16 protein-coding genes are annotated in these 18,311 nt (G+C 70.2%); 7 read left to right on the top strand and 9 right to left on the bottom strand.

Features of this window, described 5'->3' with window-relative positions:
* Positions 1-181 precede the first annotated feature (181 nt).
* From FHY04_RS14010 to FHY04_RS13995, 4 genes are read left to right on the top strand one after another with little or no spacing between them, the layout of a single operon-like run.
* On the top strand, positions 182-565 hold the full coding sequence (locus FHY04_RS14010) for a DUF983 domain-containing protein (protein ID WP_183936883.1): 384 nt from the start codon (positions 182-184) through the stop codon (positions 563-565).
* Complete coding sequence (locus FHY04_RS14005) at positions 562-1,194, top strand: SURF1 family cytochrome oxidase biogenesis protein (protein ID WP_311724936.1); 633 nt, start codon at positions 562-564, stop codon at positions 1,192-1,194. Before FHY04_RS14010 ends, FHY04_RS14005 begins: the two co-directional genes overlap by 4 nt.
* An 11-nt stretch (positions 1,195-1,205) precedes the next feature.
* Positions 1,206-2,606 carry a threonine synthase gene (thrC, locus tag FHY04_RS14000; RefSeq protein WP_183936882.1) on the top strand — a complete coding sequence of 467 codons (1,401 nt, stop codon included), beginning with the start codon at positions 1,206-1,208 and terminating at the stop codon, positions 2,604-2,606.
* Entirely contained in the window at positions 2,603-3,478 is an 876-nt protein-coding gene (locus FHY04_RS13995) for a class I SAM-dependent methyltransferase (protein ID WP_056017567.1), read from the top strand. Before thrC ends, FHY04_RS13995 begins: the two co-directional genes overlap by 4 nt.
* Before the next feature lie 123 nt (positions 3,479-3,601).
* On the opposite strand, the gene FHY04_RS13990 is transcribed toward FHY04_RS13995, so the two are convergent.
* The 3 genes from FHY04_RS13990 to FHY04_RS13980 are packed head-to-tail and all read right to left on the bottom strand — an operon-like array spanning position 3,602 to position 5,246.
* Positions 3,602-4,243: a heme exporter protein CcmB gene (locus FHY04_RS13990; RefSeq protein WP_183936881.1), complete on the bottom strand. Its 642-nt coding sequence runs from the start codon at positions 4,241-4,243 to the stop codon at positions 3,602-3,604.
* A complete protein-coding gene (gene ccmA, locus FHY04_RS13985; RefSeq protein WP_183937025.1) occupies positions 4,243-4,827 on the bottom strand; it encodes a heme ABC exporter ATP-binding protein CcmA in 585 nt (194 codons plus the stop codon). The genes FHY04_RS13990 and ccmA overlap by 1 nt, the downstream gene beginning before the upstream one ends.
* Complete coding sequence (locus FHY04_RS13980) at positions 4,824-5,246, bottom strand: metallopeptidase family protein (protein ID WP_234387565.1); 423 nt, start codon at positions 5,244-5,246, stop codon at positions 4,824-4,826. Before FHY04_RS13980 ends, ccmA begins: the two co-directional genes overlap by 4 nt.
* A gap of 47 nt (positions 5,247-5,293) precedes the next feature.
* Here FHY04_RS13980 and FHY04_RS13975 point away from each other — a divergent pair, with 47 nt between their 5' ends.
* Positions 5,294-5,590: a 4a-hydroxytetrahydrobiopterin dehydratase gene (locus FHY04_RS13975; protein WP_031394518.1), complete on the top strand. Its 297-nt coding sequence runs from the start codon at positions 5,294-5,296 to the stop codon at positions 5,588-5,590.
* Between the two features lie 261 nt (positions 5,591-5,851).
* Here FHY04_RS13975 and FHY04_RS13970 read toward each other — a convergent pair whose 3' ends face one another.
* Positions 5,852-6,637 (bottom strand): SDR family oxidoreductase, encoded by a 786-nt coding sequence (locus FHY04_RS13970; RefSeq protein WP_183936880.1) that lies wholly within the window; start codon positions 6,635-6,637, stop codon positions 5,852-5,854.
* A gap of 53 nt (positions 6,638-6,690) precedes the next feature.
* On the opposite strand from FHY04_RS13970, the gene FHY04_RS13965 reads away from it, so the two are divergent.
* Together FHY04_RS13965 and FHY04_RS13960 are read left to right on the top strand one after the other, a co-directional pair.
* Positions 6,691-7,452, top strand: coding sequence for an ATP-binding cassette domain-containing protein (locus FHY04_RS13965; protein WP_183936879.1), 762 nt, complete (start codon positions 6,691-6,693; stop codon positions 7,450-7,452).
* On the top strand, positions 7,449-8,990 hold the full coding sequence (locus FHY04_RS13960; RefSeq protein WP_183936878.1) for an ABC transporter permease/substrate-binding protein: 1,542 nt from the start codon (positions 7,449-7,451) through the stop codon (positions 8,988-8,990). The genes FHY04_RS13965 and FHY04_RS13960 overlap by 4 nt, the downstream gene beginning before the upstream one ends.
* Positions 8,991-9,113: 123 nt before the next feature.
* Here FHY04_RS13960 and FHY04_RS13955 read toward each other — a convergent pair whose 3' ends face one another.
* From FHY04_RS13955 to bioB, 5 genes are all read right to left on the bottom strand, one after another.
* Entirely contained in the window at positions 9,114-11,759 is a 2,646-nt protein-coding gene (locus FHY04_RS13955; protein WP_183936877.1) for a TonB-dependent receptor, read from the bottom strand.
* A gap of 65 nt (positions 11,760-11,824) precedes the next feature.
* Positions 11,825-14,224, bottom strand: coding sequence for a DUF3772 domain-containing protein (locus FHY04_RS13950; RefSeq protein ID WP_183936876.1), 2,400 nt, complete (start codon positions 14,222-14,224; stop codon positions 11,825-11,827).
* Positions 14,225-14,627: 403 nt separating this feature from the next.
* Positions 14,628-16,640: an acetyl/propionyl/methylcrotonyl-CoA carboxylase subunit alpha gene (locus tag FHY04_RS13945; protein WP_183936875.1), complete on the bottom strand. Its 2,013-nt coding sequence runs from the start codon at positions 16,638-16,640 to the stop codon at positions 14,628-14,630.
* Between the two features lie 55 nt (positions 16,641-16,695).
* Positions 16,696-17,067 carry a lysozyme inhibitor LprI family protein gene (locus FHY04_RS13940; protein ID WP_183936874.1) on the bottom strand — a complete coding sequence of 124 codons (372 nt, stop codon included), beginning with the start codon at positions 17,065-17,067 and terminating at the stop codon, positions 16,696-16,698.
* Positions 17,058-18,101, bottom strand: coding sequence for a biotin synthase BioB (bioB, locus tag FHY04_RS13935; protein ID WP_183937008.1), 1,044 nt, complete (start codon positions 18,099-18,101; stop codon positions 17,058-17,060). The genes FHY04_RS13940 and bioB overlap by 10 nt, the downstream gene beginning before the upstream one ends.
* Between the last annotated feature and the right edge of the window lie 210 nt (positions 18,102-18,311).

Genomic DNA, 18,311 nt, shown 5'->3' with positions numbered 1-18,311 from the left:
AGGCCGCAGTAACGAAGCGCTGCCCTGCGTCAGCAACGTCCCCCAACTGGGCCCCGGCCTCCGCCGGGGAGGTGGCCTCCGGCGAACCGCCCGCCCTTCTCACCCTGTTCTCCCGCGAAGGCGGGAGCCCAGCCTGGCGCCCCGCCTCCGCGGGGCGCCACACCGGGCAAGGCGACCGCGCATGACCCCCGACCCCTACCCCCTCGCCACAGCCCCCCCGATCGCCCAGGTCGCGCTCAAGGGCTTGTGCCCGCGCTGCGGCAAGCCCACCCTCTTCGCCAGATGGGCCGAATTCGCCGACCGCTGCTCCAATTGCGGCCTCGATTTCAGCAAGTTCAACGTCGGTGACGGCCCCGCCGCGTTCCTGACGCTGATCCTCGGCGCGATCGTCGTCGCGCTCGCGATCACGCTCGAGCTGACGCTGCACCCGCCGCTCTGGGTGCACATGCTGGTCTGGATCCCGTTCACCGCCGCGGGCGTCATCCTGTCGCTCCGCGCCGCCAAGGGTGCGCTCATGTCCGCCGAATATCGCAACGCCGCGCGCGAGGGTCGCAGCCAGCCGTGACGACCACCCGACGTTTCCCCGTCCTCCCGACCCTCCTCGTCGCGCTCGCGGTCGCGGCGATGATCGCGCTCGGCCTGTGGCAGCTGCTCGACCGCCTCCCGAAGAAGGAGGCGTTCCTCGCCCAGCTCGCCGCCAACCCCGCGCGTCCGCCGATGGCGTTCCCGAGTTTCCCCGACGAGACCCTGCTGTTCCGCCGCGCAACGGGCGTCTGCCTCGAGCCGACCGCGATCCGCCTCGCCGGCGCGGGCAAGGCGGGCTTCCGCGTCATCGCCGACTGCCGCACCGGCGCCGAAGGGCCCGGCATGATCGTCCAGCTCGGCACGACGCGCGATCCAAAGCTAAAGCCGCAATGGCCCGGCGGCGCGGTCTCGGGCTATATCACCCACGCCCCCGACGGCCGCTCGCTGATCGGTTCGCTGTTCGACCCGACCCCGGCGCGGCTGATGCTGGTGGCCGACACCCCGCCCGCCGGCCTCGCCCCCAATGGCAAGCCCGACCTCGACGCGGTCCCGAACAACCATCTCGCCTATGCCGGCCAGTGGTTCTTCTTCGCCGCGATCGCCGCGATCATTTATGTCCTGGCACTGGGCAGGCGCGGCAAGGTTGTGTCGAAAGCTGCGTCCCGCTAACCGGTTTGGCCATGCGTTACATCAGCACCCGCGGCTCGGCCCCCGTCCTCGATTTCGAAGCGGCGACGCTCGCCGGTCTCGCATCCGATGGCGGCCTCTACCTCCCCGAGACATGGCCGACGATGACCCGCGACGAGATCGCCGCGCTCGCCGGCCTCTCCTATGTCGACACCGCGGTCGCCGTCATGGCGCCGTTCGTCGGCGACGCGATGACCCGCGACGAGCTGAAGGCGCTCTGCGACCAAGCCTATGGCCGCTTCTCGCACGCCGCCGTCGTCCCGCTGGTCCAGCTCGACCACGACCAGTGGCTGCTCGAACTCTTCCACGGCCCGACGCTCGCTTTCAAGGACGTCGCGCTCCAGCTGCTCGGCCTCTTCTTCGAACGCTTCCTTGCCGGCACCACCAAGCGGCTCACGATCGTCGGCGCGACCAGCGGCGATACCGGCTCGGCCGCGATCGACGCGGTCGCGGGGCGCGAGGGCATCGACATCTTCATGCTCCACCCCGCGGGCCGCATCTCGGACGTGCAGCGCCGCCAGATGACGACGGTGCTCAGCCCCAATGTCTACAACATCGCGATCGAAGGCAGCTTCGACGACGCGCAGGCGCTCGTGAAGGCGATGTTCAACGACCCCGACTTCTCCGACCGGTTCGCGCTCTCCGCGGTGAATTCGATCAACTGGGCGCGGCTGATGGCGCAGGTCGTGTACTTCTTCTACGCTGCGGTCCGCCTCGGCGCGCCCGACCGCGCGGTCGCCTTCTCTGTTCCGACCGGCAATTTCGGCGACGTCTTCGCGGGCTATGTCGCCGCCCGCATGGGCCTCCCCGTCGCGCGGCTGATCGTCGCGACCAACGTCAACGACATCCTCCACCGCGCGCTCAGCAGCGGCGACTATTCGAAGACCGGCGTCGAACAGACCCCGACCCCGTCGATGGACATCCAGGTCAGCTCGAACTTCGAACGCCTGTTGTTCGACCTCGGCAGCCGCGACGGCGCAGCACTCGCCGCCCAGATGGCGGGCTTCGAATCGTCTGGCGCGATGCGGCTCACCAACGCGCAGTCGCAAGGGGCGGCGGCCTTGTTCCAGAGCGACCGCGTCGATCTCGACGACATGACGCTCGCGATGCGCTGGGCGCACGAGCATGCCGGCCAGGTGATCGACCCGCACACCGCGATCGGCCTCGCCGCCGCGCTGCGTACCGAGGTGCCGCCCGGCACGCCGATCGTCACGCTCGCCACCGCGCATCCCGCCAAGTTCCGCGACGCGGTCGAGCGCGCGACCGGCGTCCGGCCTTCGCTCCCCGCACGCGTCGGCGACCTGTTCCAGCGCGAGGAACGCTACGTCACGCTCCCTGCGACCTTCGACGCGATCACCACCTATATCGCCGACCGCGCAAAGCCGTCGGCATGAAGACGCTCGACACGCTCATCGGCGAACCCTGGGCGGATTACGGCCTGATCGATTCGGGCCACGGCAAGAAGCTCGAACGCTATGGCCGCTTCCGCTTCATCCGCCCCGAACCGCAGGCGATGTGGGCCCCCGCCTCCACCGACTGGAAGGCGCAAGGCGAATTCGTCCCCGGCTCGGACGAGGATGGCGGTGGCCGCTGGGAATTCTCGGAACCCGTGCCCCGCGAGGGCTGGACGCTCAAGTGGAACGAGGTGTCCTACACCGCGCAGACCACCCCCTTCCGCCATCTCGGCTTCTTCCCCGACATGGCGCCGGTGTGGAGCTGGATGCGCGAGCGCGTCGCCGGGCTCGACAGCCCCGAATGCATGAACCTGTTCGGCTATACCGGCGTCGGCACGCTCGCCATGGCGACCAAGGGCGTCCGCATGGTCCATGTCGATGCGTCGAAGAAATCGGTCGAGGCGGCCAAGGCCAATGCGCGCCTGTCGGGCATGGCCGACGCGCCGATCCGCTGGATGACCGACGACGCCGCCAAGTTCGTCGCGCGCGAGGTCCGTCGCGGCCGCCGCTATGACGGCATCCTGCTCGACCCGCCCAAATATGGCCGCGGTCCCGAGGGCGAGGTCTGGCGGCTCGAGGAGGACTTGCCCCGCCTCATCGCCGACTGCCGCAAGCTGCTCGACGAGAACTCCCGCTTCCTGTTCCTGACCGTCTACGCAGTCCGCATGTCCGCGCTCGCGATCGGCGAACTGCTCAACCAGGTCTTCGCCGACCTGCCGGGCAAGGTCGAAGCCGGCGAACTCGGCGTCCGCGAGGAAACCCGCGGCCTCACCCTCCCCACCGCCATCTGGGCCCGCTGGTCCCGCGACTGACGCGGGACCACCCAAGATCCGTTCGTGCTGAGCGAAGTCGAAGCACAGGCTCGCCCCAACCCAAACCGTTCGTGCTGAGCGAAGTCGAAGCACCAGCCCCAACACCCCGCCCCAACACCCAACCTACTCCATCCCCGCCCGCATCGCCGCCCCCGCGACGAACGGCGCCCCCGCCACCAGCACCAGGCTCACCGCGCCGAGCAGCTTGAACGCCCCCGCTCCGCCGACCGGATCGAGCGCCCCCGCGCCAAAGATCAGCAACGGCACCGCGAGCGGCAGCATCACCAGCCCCGCCACCGCGCTCCCGCCGCGCAACCCCGCGACCAGCGCCCCCGTCGCGACCGCGAGCGCCGCAAGCCCCGGCGTCCCGATCGCCAGCCCGATCTCGACCCGCAGCAGCGTCGCCCCCGACAGGTCGAGCAACCCCGCCGCGATCACCGCCGCCAGCATCAGCGGCGGCGCGAACGCCACCCAGTGCGCGACCATTTTGCAAGCAGCGACCAGCGCCAGCGACACCCCGCGCACCCGCAACTGGTCGAGCACCCCGCTCTCCAGGTCCGGCCCCACCAGCCGCTCGACCGGCAGCAAGGCCGCGAGCAGCGCCGCCGCCCAGATCACCCCGCCCCCGACCCGCGCGAGCACCGCCGCATCGGGCCCGATCGCGAACGGAAACAGCACCGCGACCAGCAGGAAGAACGCGACGACCAGCGCCGCCCCGCCCCCCGCATAGCCGCGCCGCACGTCGCGCAAGGTCAGCGCCAGCATTACGCCGTCTCTCCACCCGACAGGACGATCGTCTGCGCCCCCGGAATCGCGAGCGGCAGATGCGTCGCGGCCAGCACGATCCCGCCCCCGCCCCGATGCCGCGCGATCAGCGCTTCCAACCGCCCGACCGACGCCGCATCGAGCCCGTTGCCCGGCTCGTCGAGCAGCCAGATCGGCGCGCCCGACGCGACCACGCGCGCCATCGCCACCCGCCGCCGCTGCCCGGTCGACAGCATCCGCACCGGCACCGCCGCCAGCGCCGCGAGCCCGACGGCATCGAGCGCCTGCGCCACCGCCGCCGCGTCCACCCCGTCGAGCGCCGCCCAGAACGCCAGCCCCTCGCTTACCGAGCGCTCCGCATCCAGCGCCGCCGCCTCGGCGAGCAGCGCGATGCGCCCGGTCGCCGTGGCCTCACCCGCGGCGGGCGGCAACAGCCCCGCGGCAATCCGGATCAGGCTCGATTTGCCGACGCCGTTCGGCCCCGCGACGACCGCCGCCTCACCCGCCGCCAGCGCGAACGACACGTCGTCGAACAGCCGCCGTCCGCCGCGGTCGCAGGCGACACGGCGAAACGCCAGGCTCACGCCGCGGCGTCTTCCAGCGCATGCATGTCGTCGTCGCTCAGCCCGAAATGATGCCCGATCTCGTGGATCGTGACATGCGCGACCAGATCGTCGAGCCGCACCCCCGTCTCGATCCATTCCTCGAGGATCGCCCGCCTGTACAGCGTGATGCGGTCGGGCATCGCGCCACTATCCATCGACGATTTCTCGCCCAGCGGCCGCCCCTGATACACCCCCGACAGGTCGAGCGGATGCTCGATGCCGAGTTCTGCCAGCGTCTCCTCGTCGGCGAATTCCTCGATGGCGAAGACGACGTCACCCAGATGCACGCGAAATTCGGCGGGCAGCCGCGCGATCGTCGCACGTCCGATCGCCTCGATCGCAGCCGCATCGGGCGCGAGCCCCTGCGTATCACCATGGATTGTCGCTTGCCCGCTCATGGCTCCAGCCATACGCGTTGGCGATCCACAGCTGCAAGGGTACGCGAATGATCGAGGCACTGAACGAGACCGAGCGGGCCGAGGCGCTCGATGGACTCGACGAGTGGGATTATGACGATGGCCGCGACGCGATCACGCGGACGATCGTGTTCGCCGATTTCGTCGAGGCATTCGGCTTCATGACCCAGGTCGCACTGATCGCCGAGCGCGCCAACCATCATCCCGAATGGAAGAATGTCTGGAACCGCGTCGAGATCCTGCTCACCACCCACGACGCCGGCGGCCTCTCCCCCCGCGACATCGAAATGGCCGAAGCGATCGACGCCATCGTCGGCGACTCCTGACCGCCGAACCGTCATCCTGACGCCCCCCGTCATCTGACCCCTCCCGTCATCCTGACGAAAGTCAGGACCCAGAGCCCCAAACGGCAACGCCCGTGACTCTGGGTCCCGGATCAAGCCCGGGGTGACGGATAGAGCGCAACACCCCCACCCCCGTCATCCTGACGAAAGTCAGGATCCAGAGCCACAAACGGCAACGCCCGCAACCCTGGGTCCCGGGTCAAGCCCGGGATGACGGATAGGGCGCGACACCCCGCCGCCCCCCTACCGCTTCACACTCCGCCGCATCCGCTTGCGCAGCGACCCCGGCATCCAGCGCGCGGCGAATGCCATGCGGTGCGCGGTCTTGCCGACATAGGTGTGGACCGCCTTGCCGTGCACCGCCGCCCAGGCCGCGTCGGCGACCGCCTCGACCCCGGTCAGCTCGAGCCCCGCGCCCGTCACCGTCTCGCGGATCGACCGGTTCGATCCCCCCGCGGTCGTGTTCAGCAGCGGCGTGTCGATGAAGCTCGGCACGATCGCGCGCACCTTGATCCCGTCGCCCGCCCATTCGCCGTCGAGCGCCTCGGTGATCGCGCGCACCCCGAACTTGGTCGCCGAATAGGGCGCCAGTCCCGACGAGCCATAGATTGCCGACGCCGATGCGGTGTTGAGCAGGCACGATCCCGGCGTCCGCTTCAGATAGCCATGACCGATCTTCGCGCCGTTCAGCACGCCGACCAGGTTGACGCCGACCACCCGGTCGATCTCGGCGAAATCGGTCGTCGCGAGCGGCCCGCCAGAGCCGATCCCGGCATTGTTGAACAGCACGTCGAGCCGCCCGCCCGTCACGGTCTTGAACGCATCGAGCGACGCCACCCACGCCTCGCGGTCGCGCACGTCCATCACATAGGTCGACGCCCCCTCGGGCAGCAGCGCCGCGGTCTCCGCCAGCCCCGCGGCGCTGACGTCGGCCAGCCCGATCCGCCAGCCCTTGCGCGCGAACAGCAAAGCGGTCGCGCGGCCGATCCCCGATCCGCCGCCGGTGATGAATATGCTCTGCTGGCTCATGGCCGATCCTCTCCGTTTGATTTTGCGGTATGTTTCCCGCATCCTGCGCCCAGATGCCAGATCAATCTCCAGCGCTCGCTTTCGAACGCGTCACCAGGGCTTACGGCGCGACGATCGCGGTCGACGCGGTCTCGCTCGACATCGCGGGCGGCAGCTTCGTCGCGCTCGTCGGCACCTCCGGATCGGGCAAGTCGACCCTTCTTAAAACGATCAACCGCCTCGTCGAGCCCAGCGACGGCCGCGTCCTGCTCGACGGCACCGACGTCACGCACGGCCCCGCGCCCGCGCTGCGCCGCCGGGTCGGCTATGTCTTCCAGAATATCGGCCTGTTCCCGCACATGACGATCGCCGAGAACATCGCGATCGGGCTGCGCATCGCCGGCCGCGGGGACGAGGCCGATGTCGGCGCGCTGCTCGATCTCGTCGACCTGCCGCGCAGCATAGCCGGACGCCTGCCCGACGCGCTGTCGGGCGGCCAGCGCCAGCGCGTCGGCATCGCCCGCGCGCTCGCGCCCGGGGCAAAGCTCCTGCTCCTCGACGAGGCGTTCGGCGCGCTCGATCCCGTCACCCGCGACGCGCTCGGCACGCGCATCCGCGAGCTGCACGACCGGCTGGGCCTCACCACCATCCTCGTCACGCACGACATGGCGGAGGCGCTGCTGCTCGCCGACCGCGTGCTCGTCATGAAGGCCGGGCGGATCGTCGCCGATGCGACCCCCGCAGCCCTCGTAGCGGGCGAGGGCGGCGACGACGCGCAGGCTTTGGTCCAGGTCCCGCGCGCGCAGGCCGACCGCCTCCGGGCGCTCGTCGCATGAGCGCGTTCCTCGACGCGCTGACCCGCGTGCCGCCGCTGCTCGCCAGCCACGTCCTGCTGTCCGCGGCGGCGTTGCTGCTCGGCATCGCGATCAGCCTGCCGCTCGCGATCTGGTCCGCGCGCAACGCCGCGGTCGCGCGCGTCGCGCTTGGTTTCGCCAGCCTCGTCCAGACCGTCCCCAGCCTCGCGCTGCTCGCGCTCTTCTATCCGCTGCTGCTCAGCCTGTCCGCGCTGGTCGGCGGCGGGATCCCGGCCTTGGGCTTCCTCCCCTCGCTGATCGCGCTCACGCTCTATGCGCTGCTGCCGATCCTGCGCAACGCGGTCGCGGGGCTGCAGGGGCTCGATCCCGCGGTGTCGCAGGCCGCCGACGCGGTCGGCATGACCCCCGCGCAGAAGCTCCGCCTCGTCGAGGCCCCGCTCGCCGCACCCGTCGTCGTCGCCGGCATCCGCACCGCCGCGGTCTGGACGATCGGCGCGGCGACCTTGTCGACCACGGTCGGCCAGCCGAGTCTGGGCGACCTGATCTTCGCCGGGCTCCAGACGCAGAACTGGGCGCTGGTGCTTGCCGGCTGCGTCAGCGCGGCGGCGCTCGCGCTTATCGTCGACGCGCTGATCGGCGGGATCGAACAGGGCATCCGCGCGCGCCGTCGCTGGCTCTGGATCGCGAGTACCGCGCTGCTGGTCGCCGGCACCGCACTCGCCACCGCGCCGCTCTGGCCGCGCGGCGGCGGCGGCGACCGGACGGTCGTCGTCGGCGCGAAGAATTTCTCCGAGCAATATATCCTCGCGCGGCTGATCGGCGACCGGCTGACGCGTGCCGGCTACACGGTCACCTATCGCGACGGCCTGGGCTCCGCGCTCGTCTTCGGCGCGCTCGCAGGCGGCGATATCGACGTCTATGTCGATTATGCCGGCACGATCTGGGCCAACGAGATGAAGCGCAGCGACGTGCCCGAGCGCACGAAGATGGTCGCCGATATCGGCGCTTGGGCGAAGAGCACGCACGGCGTCGGCCTGGTCGGCACGCTCGGGTTCGAGAACGCCTATGCCTTTGCGATGAAGGCGGACGTGGCGCGCCGCCAGCGCATCGCGAGCCTCGACGATCTGGTGAAGGCCGCGCCCGGCCTGACGCTCGGCAGTGACCTCGAATTCCTCGAACGCCCCGAATGGGCGGCGGTGAAACGCGCCTATCCGCTCCGTTTCGCGCGCACCACGCCGTACAGCCCGACCTTCATGTACCGCGCGCTGCAGAGCGGGAAGGCGGACGTCATCTCCGCCTTTTCCTCGGACGGCCGGATCGCCGCGGACAAACTGACCGTGCTCACCGACCCGCGCCACGCGATCCCCGGCTATGACGCGATCCTGATGGTCGCACCCGCCCGCGCGAACGACGCGCGCTTCACCGCCGCGCTCCGCCCGCTTGTCGGCCGCATCCCGGTCGAGGCGATGCGCACCGCCAACTACCAGGTCGACCGCGACACCGACAAACAGACCGCCGAGTCCGCCGCCCGCTGGCTCGCGAGCAAGATCGGCCTCTAACCCGAACGCTGAACCGCCCCCACCCCGTCATCCTGACGAAAGTCAGGATCCAGAGCCACGGAGGGCGGCGCTGTTGGGCTCTGGATCCTGACTTTCGTCAGGATGACGCGACGTGGGACGGCCTCAGAAAAACAGCTTCCGCACGCTCAGCCGCACCGTCCGCCCCAGCGGATCCAGATAATCCGGCTGATAGGTATTCGGCACCGCCCCGCTCGCATCCGTCACCCGCTGCCGCGTGTTGAACACATTGTCGACCGACAGCGTGACGCGCATCCCGCGCAGCCACGGCCGCGCCTTCACCCATTCGAGCCGCTGCCCCAGATCCGCGAACAGCCGCACGTTGGCGGTCGCCAGCCCGCCGAAATTGAGCGTCTCGGGCGCCGCCGCGGTCCCGCCATCGACCCTGGTCCCCGCCGCGTAATTCGCCGACAGCCGCGCGCCGAGGCCGTTGTTGCTGTAGCCCGCCTGCGCCTCGAGGCTGTGCCGCGCCGACCCGCCATTATTGCCGATCGCATCGCCGTCGAGCAGGTTCAGGCTCGGCCCGCCCTCCGCCACCAGCACGCGGTCGGTAAAGCGCCAGGTGTGATACAGCGCGAACTGGACACGCCCGCCGCCCTGCCCGCGCCCGCCGCGCCCGAAGCCGCCGCCCCCGCCGCCCGGACCGCCCGGGCCACCGCCGCCACGGCCTTCACCCGGCCCGGCGCCTTCGCCCCGCGGTCCTTCACCCCGCGCGCCTTCACCCCGCCCGCCTTCACCCCGCGGCCGCCCGCCGCCCGGCGGCTGCATCCCGGCAAACGGATTGGGCCCCGTCCCCGCGCGAAACGCCTCGAGCTCGCGCTGGATCTTCGACTTCAGCGGCGCGGAGAAATTGATTCCCCAGCGCAGTTCGGAGCGTTCGCTGCGCGCGAAATTGATCGGCCGCCGGTCGACCTGCAACAGCGCGCCCGTCGCGTCGCGGACGAACCGGTCGGGAAACGCCGCCTCGATCGCCGCGGTCGCGGCCGGGAAGGCGGCGATCGGATTGTCGGTCCGGCTGTCGACATAATTGGCGGTCAGCGTCACCTCGCGCCCCGCCCAGGGCTTCACCGTCAGCCCCAGCTTGGTCACGCGGTTATTGTCCGCGCTCAGCCCGGGATTGCCGCCGCTGATCGTCGTGACGGTCGCGGTCGTGCCCTGGACATAATCGAACACGCGGACATTCGGCGTCGTGATCGACGGATTGCCCAGCTGTTGCGCGGTCGGCGCCTGGTCGGTGTCGGTCACTGACGCGATCAGCCGCACCGCCGGGATCGGCGCCCAGTTCGCGCCGTAACCGAGCGTGGTCAGCGTGCCGAAATCCGACAAATGATCCTGCGCCAGGTTGAAGTTCGCCGACAGCGTGCCGAGGAACGGCAGCACGTCCTTCGACCGGCTCGCGATCGGCAGGTCGACATTGACCTGGCCGTTGACCGTGTCGCGCGCCACCTGCCCGCGCTGCGCGAACCCGCCGCGATCCGACCGGCTGTCGAAATCGGCGGTTTCCGCCCCCAGCTTGAGCGTCGTCGACACGTCGCCCGCGGGCAGCGCGAACAGCCGGCCATTGGCGACCGCATCGATCCCGCCGATGCTCTGCGTCGCATAGGCGCGATTGCCCGCCGCCGCGCCGATATCCGCCGCGGTCAGCGCGCCCAGCGGCACCGCGGTCGGATCGCCCGCCGCCAGCCGCGCATTGAACGCACTCGCATCGACGCCAGTATCGGTAAAGGTCTGCGTGTCGCTGCGATCGTAATTGCCCGTCACCGTCCAGCGCCACGTGCCGACATCGCCGTTCAGCGTCGTGCCCAGATGCGCCGCGATCGACGACGCGCGCTGCGCCAGCGGCAGGAAGCCCGGATCGTCGAGCGCGCGGTTGATCACGCTCCCGTCCGCCAGCGTCAGCGCGGCCACGGGCAGGCCGTTCAGGCTGCGGCTGTCGGTCGATTCGAGCCGTCCGTTGATCGTCGCGCCGACATTGCCGAAGATGTTGCGCGCATAGACGCTGTTCGCGGTGAAGGTACTCGTCTGGCCCTGCAGCGTGCGGAACGGCGTCGGATCGACGACCGTGCCGCCCGCTCCCACCGCCCCGCTGCCGTTGCCCCCCGCGATCGGCACGATGTCGCGCTCCGCCTCGGTCAGCGCCGAACTCGTCGTATATTCGGCGTGCAGGTTGACCCGCCGGTCGCGTGCGATCGTCAACAGGTCGAGCTTGGCCTGCGGCGTGTTCGTCCCCCCCTCGGTCGGCATCCGGTCGATCGCCTCCGCGGTCACCGCGCGAAAGCGGCGGCGCAGCACGAAGTTCACGACCTTCTGGTCCGCGCGATAGCCATATTTCAGCGCGACCTCCTCGGGCAGGATCTCGACGCGCTGGATCGCCTCGGTCGGGATGTCGCGGATTTCGGAAAAGCTCGAGATGCGCCGCCCGTTGAGCAGCACCACCGGCGCGCCCCCGCTGCCGCGCCCGCTCGTCGTCTGCGGGCTGAGTTCGGCGAGCAGGTCGGACACCGAGCTGACGCCGTAGGAACGGATGTCCGCCTGGCCCAAGGTCTGGTCGGGCGGAATGTCGCCGACCACCGACCCCGGCAGCTTGCGCGATCCGGTGACGACGATCTCCTCGCCCTCGACGCTATCCTCCGCCTCGGCTGCGGCGCCGTCCGTCTGCGCGGCATCCGTCGTCGGCACCGGCGCAGGCGCCTGTTGCGCCGCCGCCATCGCCGGCAGGCTCACCGCCAGCATCAAACCCAGTGTACGCATAACCCTGATATCCCATCGACCTGACCCCGGCACCTAGGGGCCAATTGTCGCAGGATTATGCCGCTTCACCGCGCCGCGTCGGTCGGTCCGGCCATGATTCCGGCAGCCCCGACGGCGGGCGGCGTCCCGATCAGCTCCATCCGCGTCGTCGTCGCACCCAGGTCGATCCCCGCCTCGCGGAACTGGCGCAGCAGCGTGAACAGCAGCGCGCTGCGCACGGGATAGGCATCACGCGGGCTCGCGACATAGGCAAAGCAGTTGAGCTTCGCGCGCCCGCCATCGACCGAATCGATGAACACCTTCACCTCGGGATCGTCGAGCACCTCGCTCTGGTCGGCAAAGGCGGTGAACAGCATCGTCCGCACCGCGTCGAGATCGCTCTCGATCGGCACCGAGAATTGCAGCTGGATCCGCCCGATCGGCGCGGCCAGCGTCATGTTCTGGATCGTCTTGGTGATCAGCTCCGAATTGGGGACGATCAGCGTCGATCGGTCGGCGACCTGGATCTCGGTCGACCGCACGTTGATCCGCTTGACGTCGCCCTCCTGGTTGCCGATCCGCACCCAGTCGCCGATCTTGACCGGCCGCTCGGCGAGCAGGATCAGCCCCGACACGAAATTCTGCGTGATCGCCTGCAGGCCGAAGCCGATGCCCACCGACAGCGCGCCGAGCACCACCGCCAGCTTCTCCATCCCGATCCCGAGCGCGGCGAGCGCCCACAGCACCGCGGCGATGATCCCCGCATAGCGCGCGACCATCGTCACCGAATTCTGTGCGCCCGCATCCATCGCGGTCGTCGGCAGATAGCTGTTGACCAGCCAGTGCTGCAGCCCGCGCATGATCGCCAGCGCGACGAACAGCACCGCGATCGACCGCAGCACCGCGCCAGGCGATATCGTGATCTCGCCGACCGTGATCCCGCCCGCAAGCGTCCCGAACAGCTCGAACACCGACGTCACGCCCGCCCCGAACGGCGCCATCACCGCGCCGAACGCCAGCATGATCAGCATCAGCCGCAGCACCGCCGACAGCAGGACGCCTATCTGGTCGACCGTCCGGTTGCCGACCCCGAAGCCGCTGTTCGCGCTGCGGCCGATCCGGTTGTTGCTCGACAGCGCAGCGCGGCAAGCGTCGTCGGTGAAGGTCATCATCAGGTACAGCGTCGCGCCGACGATCGCCCCCCACACCATCCACTGCGCGGTCTTCAGCGCGAAATTGACGTATCCGCTCAGCGTCGCGACGAACGCGACCAGCACCGCCAGCCACACGACCAGCGCGACGATCGCGAGCAGGCTGTTGCGGGCGGGCTTCTCGGGATCGGGCTGGGCCGCCGCCCTCAGCCGCCCGAGCGCGACCAGCACGCCGGCGATCAACGCCAGGTGGAGCAGCGCGATCAGCGCGTTCGCCGCGGTCGACGCCGCCGCACTCGCACCGACCAGCGCGTTGGCCGTGATCAGCAGCTGGCCGAAGAACACCAACCCCGCCGCCGCCCAGGTGAAGGGGCGCAGCGTCTGTGCCGCGCTGTCGCCGATCGGCAACAGCCGCCAGCTCGGCTGCGCGCGCAACAGCAACGCGCCGCCCAACGCCGACAGGAAGGCCGCAAAGAACGACAATCCGACGAAACGCGCCGCGATCTGGTCGAACGCGGGCGACAGCAGGGCGGACCAGCGCAGCGACTGGACGAACGCCAGCGCGGCGAATCCGGGCAACATCGTGCCGATCACCACCAGCCACAGCGCATAGGCAGACCGCCGGATCCGCCCCCCCGGCGCATGATCGGTCGCATAGCCGCGCCCCAGCCGGTGGAGCGCACCGCGCACCGGCACGAGCAGCACCAGTGCGGCGAGCAGCCCGGTCAGCGCGATGATCGCCGCCTGCATGCCGAACCGCTGGACGAACTGGCGCACGCCGGTCGCCGCGAACCGGTTCAGCCGCGCGGTGTCGCGCGGCAGGTGATCGACGATCGCGGTCCACAGTGTCGGCGACAGTGGCGACGCGCTGCGCTCGGACAGTTGCTGGCCCAGCTCCTCAGCCTCGGCCGCACCGATATCGTCGATCTGCTGCTTGGCCTCGACCCCGATCAGCCGCGCGCGCTTGATCGCCGAATCGATCGCCGACTGGCTCTGCGCGAGCAACCGGCGCTGCTGGCGGATCTCGGGCGCCTCGACCACCCCGGGCGTCGCCGCGCCCAGCTCGGTCACCCGCGCCTGGACCAGCGCCATTTCGGGCGTCAGCACCCTGACCGCCTCCGCCGCGGTCGCCTGCACCGCCTCCGCCCGCGCCCGCAACGCCTGCCGCGCCGCATCGTCGCGCGCCTCGACGGCTGCATCGTCGACCGCCTGCAACTCCGCCGACGCCCGCGTCAGCCCCGCCGCCACCGACGCCACCTTCGCCTCGTCCTGCGCCAGGACAGGCACGGCGGACACGAGCAGCAGCAACGCGGCGAAATAGCGGGGAACGATCATCCGCCCGGCTCTACAGCGTCACAGCCAAAAACGGGAGAGCCCGCCGCGATGCCCCGCCCTCCCTACACACCACCCCGGCGAAGGCCGGGGCCCAGTTGGGAAGGCTGAAGTAACGACGCGCAGCATCAGCCCAGCCACGTCCCCCAACTGGGCCCCGGCCTCCGCCGGGGTGGCGCACAATGCGTGCGGCGATAGCCCCACCCCACCCCACCACAAACCAAACCACCCCGGCGAAGGCCGGGGCCCAGGTGGGAAGGCTCGAGTAACGACGCGCAGCGCTAGCCTAGCCACGTCCCCCAACTGGACCCCGGCATCCGCCGGGGTGGTGGACCCCTTGTTCTCCCGCGAAGGCGGGAGCCCAGTCTGGGTCCCCGCCTGCGCGGGGACACAAGGGCCGAAATGCCTATTCCAGCTCCAAAATCACCTGATCCACCGCCAGGCTGTCGCCCGCCGCGGCCGACACCGACTTCACCACGCCGGTCTTCTCCGCGCGCAGGATATTCTCCATCTTCATCGCCTCGACCACCGCGAGCGCCTGCCCCGCCTCGACCCGGTCCCCCGCCGCCACGTCGAGCCGCACCAGCAGCCCCGGCATCGGGCAGATCAGGAATTTCGACAGATCGGGCGCGACCTTCTCGATCAGGTGCGCGGCATAGGGCGCGACCCGCGCCGGCAGCACGCGCGCGACATGGCTCGCGCCGCGCGTCGTCAGCCTGAACCCCGCGCGCGCCCTGGCGATGCGGATCGTGAGATGCTCGTCGCCCTCGACCATCACCATCCGGTCCCCCGGCGTATATTCGAGCGACAAATCGAGCTCGACGCCATCGACCGAAATCCCGTCGGTCGACACGCGCACGTCGTGATCGGTCCCGCCGATCGTCACCACCCAGTCCGCAGGCGGCCGCAACCGCCGCCCGAGCTGCCCGTCGATCCGCCGCGCGCGGTCGGCTTCTGCCGTCGCGGCAAAGGCGGCAACCGCAGCCAGCGTCGTCAGCAACGCCGCATCCGCAGGCGCGCCGTGGAACCCGTCGGGATATTCCTCGGCGATGAACCCGGTCGTCAGCGCCCCCGACTGGAAGCGCGGATGCTGCATGATCGCCGACAGGAAATCGATGTTGTTCCCCGGCCCCTCGAGCTCGAACGCGTCGAGCGCCGCGATCTGCGCCGCGACCGCCCCCTCGCGCGTCGGCGCCCAGGTGATCAGCTTGGCGATCATCGGATCATAGAACATGCTGACCTCGCCCCCCTCGCGCACGCCATCGTCGACCCGGACGCGGGGTTCTTCTGCCCCCCCTCCCGCAAGCGGGAGGGGAGACGTCTCAGGCGGATTATACCGCACCAGCCGCCCGATACTCGGCAGGAACCCGCGATACGGATCCTCCGCATAGACCCGGTTCTCGATCGACCAGCCGTTCAGCTTCACCGCGTCCTGCGCGAACCCCAGCGGCTCGCCCGCCGCGACGCGGATCATCAGCTCGACCAGATCGAGCCCGGTAATCTCCTCGGTCACCGGATGCTCGACCTGGAGCCGCGTGTTCATCTCGAGGAAGTAGAACCCCTCGCCGCTCGTATCCGCGCCCGACACGATCAGCTCGACCGTCCCCGCCGAATAATAGCCGACCGCCCGCGCCAGCGCGACCGCCTGCTCGCCCATCGCCTTGCGCATCTTGGGCGTCACGAACGGCGACGGCGCCTCCTCGACGACCTTCTGGTGCCGCCGCTGGATCGAGCATTCGCGCTCGTTAAGATAGACGATGTTGCCATGCTGGTCGCCGATCAGCTGGATCTCGATATGCCGCGGGCTTTCGATGAACTTCTCGATGAACACGCGGTCGTCGCCGAACGACGCCAGCCCCTCGCGCTTGGTCGCCTCGAAGCCCTCGCGGACGTCCTGCTCGCTATACGCCAGCCGCATGCCCTTGCCGCCGCCGCCCGCCGACGCCTTCATCATCACCGGATAGCCGATGTCGCCCGCGATCCGCACCGCCTCGTCGGTGTCCGCGATCTCGCCCAGATAGCCCGGCACGACGTTGACGCCCGCCGCCTTGGCGAGCTTCTTCGATTCGATCTTGTCGCCCATCGCCGCGATCGCAGCCGGCGGCGGGCCGACGAATGCGATCCCCGCCTCGGCACATGCCCGCGCGAAGCTCTCGCGCTCGGACAGGAAGCCATAGCCCGGATGGATACAGTCCGCGCCCGTCTCCTTGGCCGCCAGCAGGATCAGCTCAGCCTTGAGATAGCTCTCCGCCGCGGGCGCTGGCCCCAGCCGCACGCTCTCGTCCGCCATCAGCACGTGCGGGCTGCGCACATCGGCGTCGGAATAGACCGCGACGGTCTTGATCCCCATCGCCTTGGCGGTGCGCATCACGCGGCATCCGATCTCGCCGCGATTGGCGACCAGGATTTTCTTGAACATCTCTCGCCCTAAACTGTGCCGTCTCCCCGGCTTGGCGCCGGGTGCGGACGTGTCGTTACTGGTACCACATCATCGATTTGAGCTGCGCGGTCCGTGCCTTGGTCAGGCCGGTGCGGCAGCCGGCGATCGTCATCGCCTGCGCCGATCCGCCGGCATATTGCCCGCCCTCGATCACGCACTGCGTGTCGCGGAACTTCAGCCACGCGCGCTGGCTCTCGAGCAGCGATCCCGCAAACCCGAAGCCACCGCCACGCGACGTGTCCTGCGCATCGCGCCGCTTCATATAGGCGTAGGTCCGCTTCCACTGCGCGGTCATCGCCGCATCCGCCTGCGCATAGCTGCTGCCCGCGGACCGGGTCATCTGCGCCTGCGCCTGCGACTGGGGCTGCATCGGCGCGGCGGCAACCAGGAGTGCGATCAGCAGCATGTCTTGGCCTCGCGCATCGGTTCGGCACCCGTCATCGGCGTCATCCCCAGCTTCGCCAGCAACGCCGCATCCGCGCTGTCGCCGGCATTGCCCGTCGTCAGCAGCGTGTCGCCGGTGAAGATCGAATTCGCCCCCGCCATGAAACACAGCGCCTGGGTCGCCTCGGACATGCTCTCGCGCCCCGCCGACAGCCGCACCATGCTCAGCGGCATCGTGATCCGCGCCACCGCGACGGTCCGCACGAACTCGATATCGTCGATCTTCGCGAGCGGCGTGTCGGCGAGCATGTTGCCGAGCACCGTCCCCTTGACCGGCACCAGCGCATTGACCGGCACGCTCTCGGGATGCCGCGGCAGCGTGGCGAGCGCGTGGACGAAGCCGACGCGATCGCTGCGCGTCTCGCCCATCCCGACGATCCCGCCGCAGCACACCGAGATGCCCGCATCGCGCACGTTGGCCAGCGTCTCCAGCCGGTCCTCGAACGTCCGCGTGGTGATGACGTTGCCGTAATTCTCCGGCGAGGTGTCGATATTGTGGTTGTAGTAATCGAGCCCCGCATCGGCGAGCTGCTTTGCCTGATCCGCGTCGAGCATGCCGAGCGTCATGCACGTCTCCAGCCCCATCGCGCGGACGCCCTCGACCATCGCGACAACCTTCGGCATGTCGCGGGCTTTAGGGTTGCGCCACGCCGCGCCCATGCAGAACCGCTGCGATCCCGCCGCCTTGGCGTGCGCGGCGTCGGCAAGGACGGCATCGACGTCCATCAGCTTTTCCGCCTTCAGCTGCGTATCCGCGCTCGCCGACTGCGAACAATAGCCGCAATCCTCGGGGCACCCGCCGGTCTTGATCGACAAGAGCGTGCAAAGCTGCACCTCGCTCACCGCATGATGCGACCGGTGCACGGTCTGCGCCCGGTACATGAGTGCGTCGAACGGCAGGTCGAACAACGCCGCGATCTCTGCGCGCGTCCAGTCGGTCCTTACTTCACCCCCCTCCCCTTCAGGGGAGGGGCTGGGGGTGGGGCCCGTCCGCATATCCGACGTCGCGCTCGCGGCGGGGGGCCCCCCCCCCCCCCCCCCCCCCCCGGGGGGGGGGGGGGGCCCCCCCCCCCCCCCCCCGGGGGGGGGGGGGGGGGGGGGGGGGGGCGGGGGGGGGGGGGGGGGGGGGGGGGGGGGGGGGGGGGGGGGGCGCGGGGGCCCGCCCGCGCGCGGGCCGCCGGGGGGGGGGGGGGGGCGGGGCGGGCC

Source organism: Sphingomonas sp. BK481, from assembly GCF_014194875.1.
Classification (GTDB): Bacteria; Pseudomonadota; Alphaproteobacteria; order Sphingomonadales; family Sphingomonadaceae; genus Sphingomonas; species Sphingomonas aerolata.
Note: the sequence above shows the minus strand (reverse complement) of the source record. Positions and strands in the feature narration are given on the sequence as shown.

Bases quoted from the DNA above. Each gene is read 5' to 3' on its own strand.
- FHY04_RS14010 (WP_183936883.1), top strand. From the start codon at position 182: ATGACCCCCGACCCCTACCCCCTCGCCACAGCCCCCCCGATCGCCCAG.
- thrC (WP_183936882.1), top strand. From the start codon at position 1,206: ATGCGTTACATCAGCACCCGCGGCTCGGCCCCCGTCCTCGATTTCGAA.
- FHY04_RS13995 (WP_056017567.1), top strand. From the start codon at position 2,603: ATGAAGACGCTCGACACGCTCATCGGCGAACCCTGGGCGGATTACGGC.
- FHY04_RS13990 (WP_183936881.1), bottom strand. From the start codon at position 4,243: ATGCTGGCGCTGACCTTGCGCGACGTGCGGCGCGGCTATGCGGGGGGC.
- FHY04_RS13980 (WP_234387565.1), bottom strand. From the start codon at position 5,246: ATGAGCGGGCAAGCGACAATCCATGGTGATACGCAGGGGCTCGCGCCC.
- FHY04_RS13975 (WP_031394518.1), top strand. From the start codon at position 5,294: ATGATCGAGGCACTGAACGAGACCGAGCGGGCCGAGGCGCTCGATGGA.
- FHY04_RS13970 (WP_183936880.1), bottom strand. From the start codon at position 6,637: ATGAGCCAGCAGAGCATATTCATCACCGGCGGCGGATCGGGGATCGGC.
- FHY04_RS13965 (WP_183936879.1), top strand. From the start codon at position 6,691: ATGCCAGATCAATCTCCAGCGCTCGCTTTCGAACGCGTCACCAGGGCT.
- FHY04_RS13960 (WP_183936878.1), top strand. From the start codon at position 7,449: ATGAGCGCGTTCCTCGACGCGCTGACCCGCGTGCCGCCGCTGCTCGCC.
- FHY04_RS13955 (WP_183936877.1), bottom strand. From the start codon at position 11,759: ATGCGTACACTGGGTTTGATGCTGGCGGTGAGCCTGCCGGCGATGGCG.
- FHY04_RS13950 (WP_183936876.1), bottom strand. From the start codon at position 14,224: ATGATCGTTCCCCGCTATTTCGCCGCGTTGCTGCTGCTCGTGTCCGCC.
- FHY04_RS13945 (WP_183936875.1), bottom strand. From the start codon at position 16,640: ATGTTCAAGAAAATCCTGGTCGCCAATCGCGGCGAGATCGGATGCCGC.
- FHY04_RS13940 (WP_183936874.1), bottom strand. From the start codon at position 17,067: ATGCTGCTGATCGCACTCCTGGTTGCCGCCGCGCCGATGCAGCCCCAG.
- bioB (WP_183937008.1), bottom strand. From the start codon at position 18,101: ATGCGGACGGGCCCCACCCCCAGCCCCTCCCCTGAAGGGGAGGGGGGT.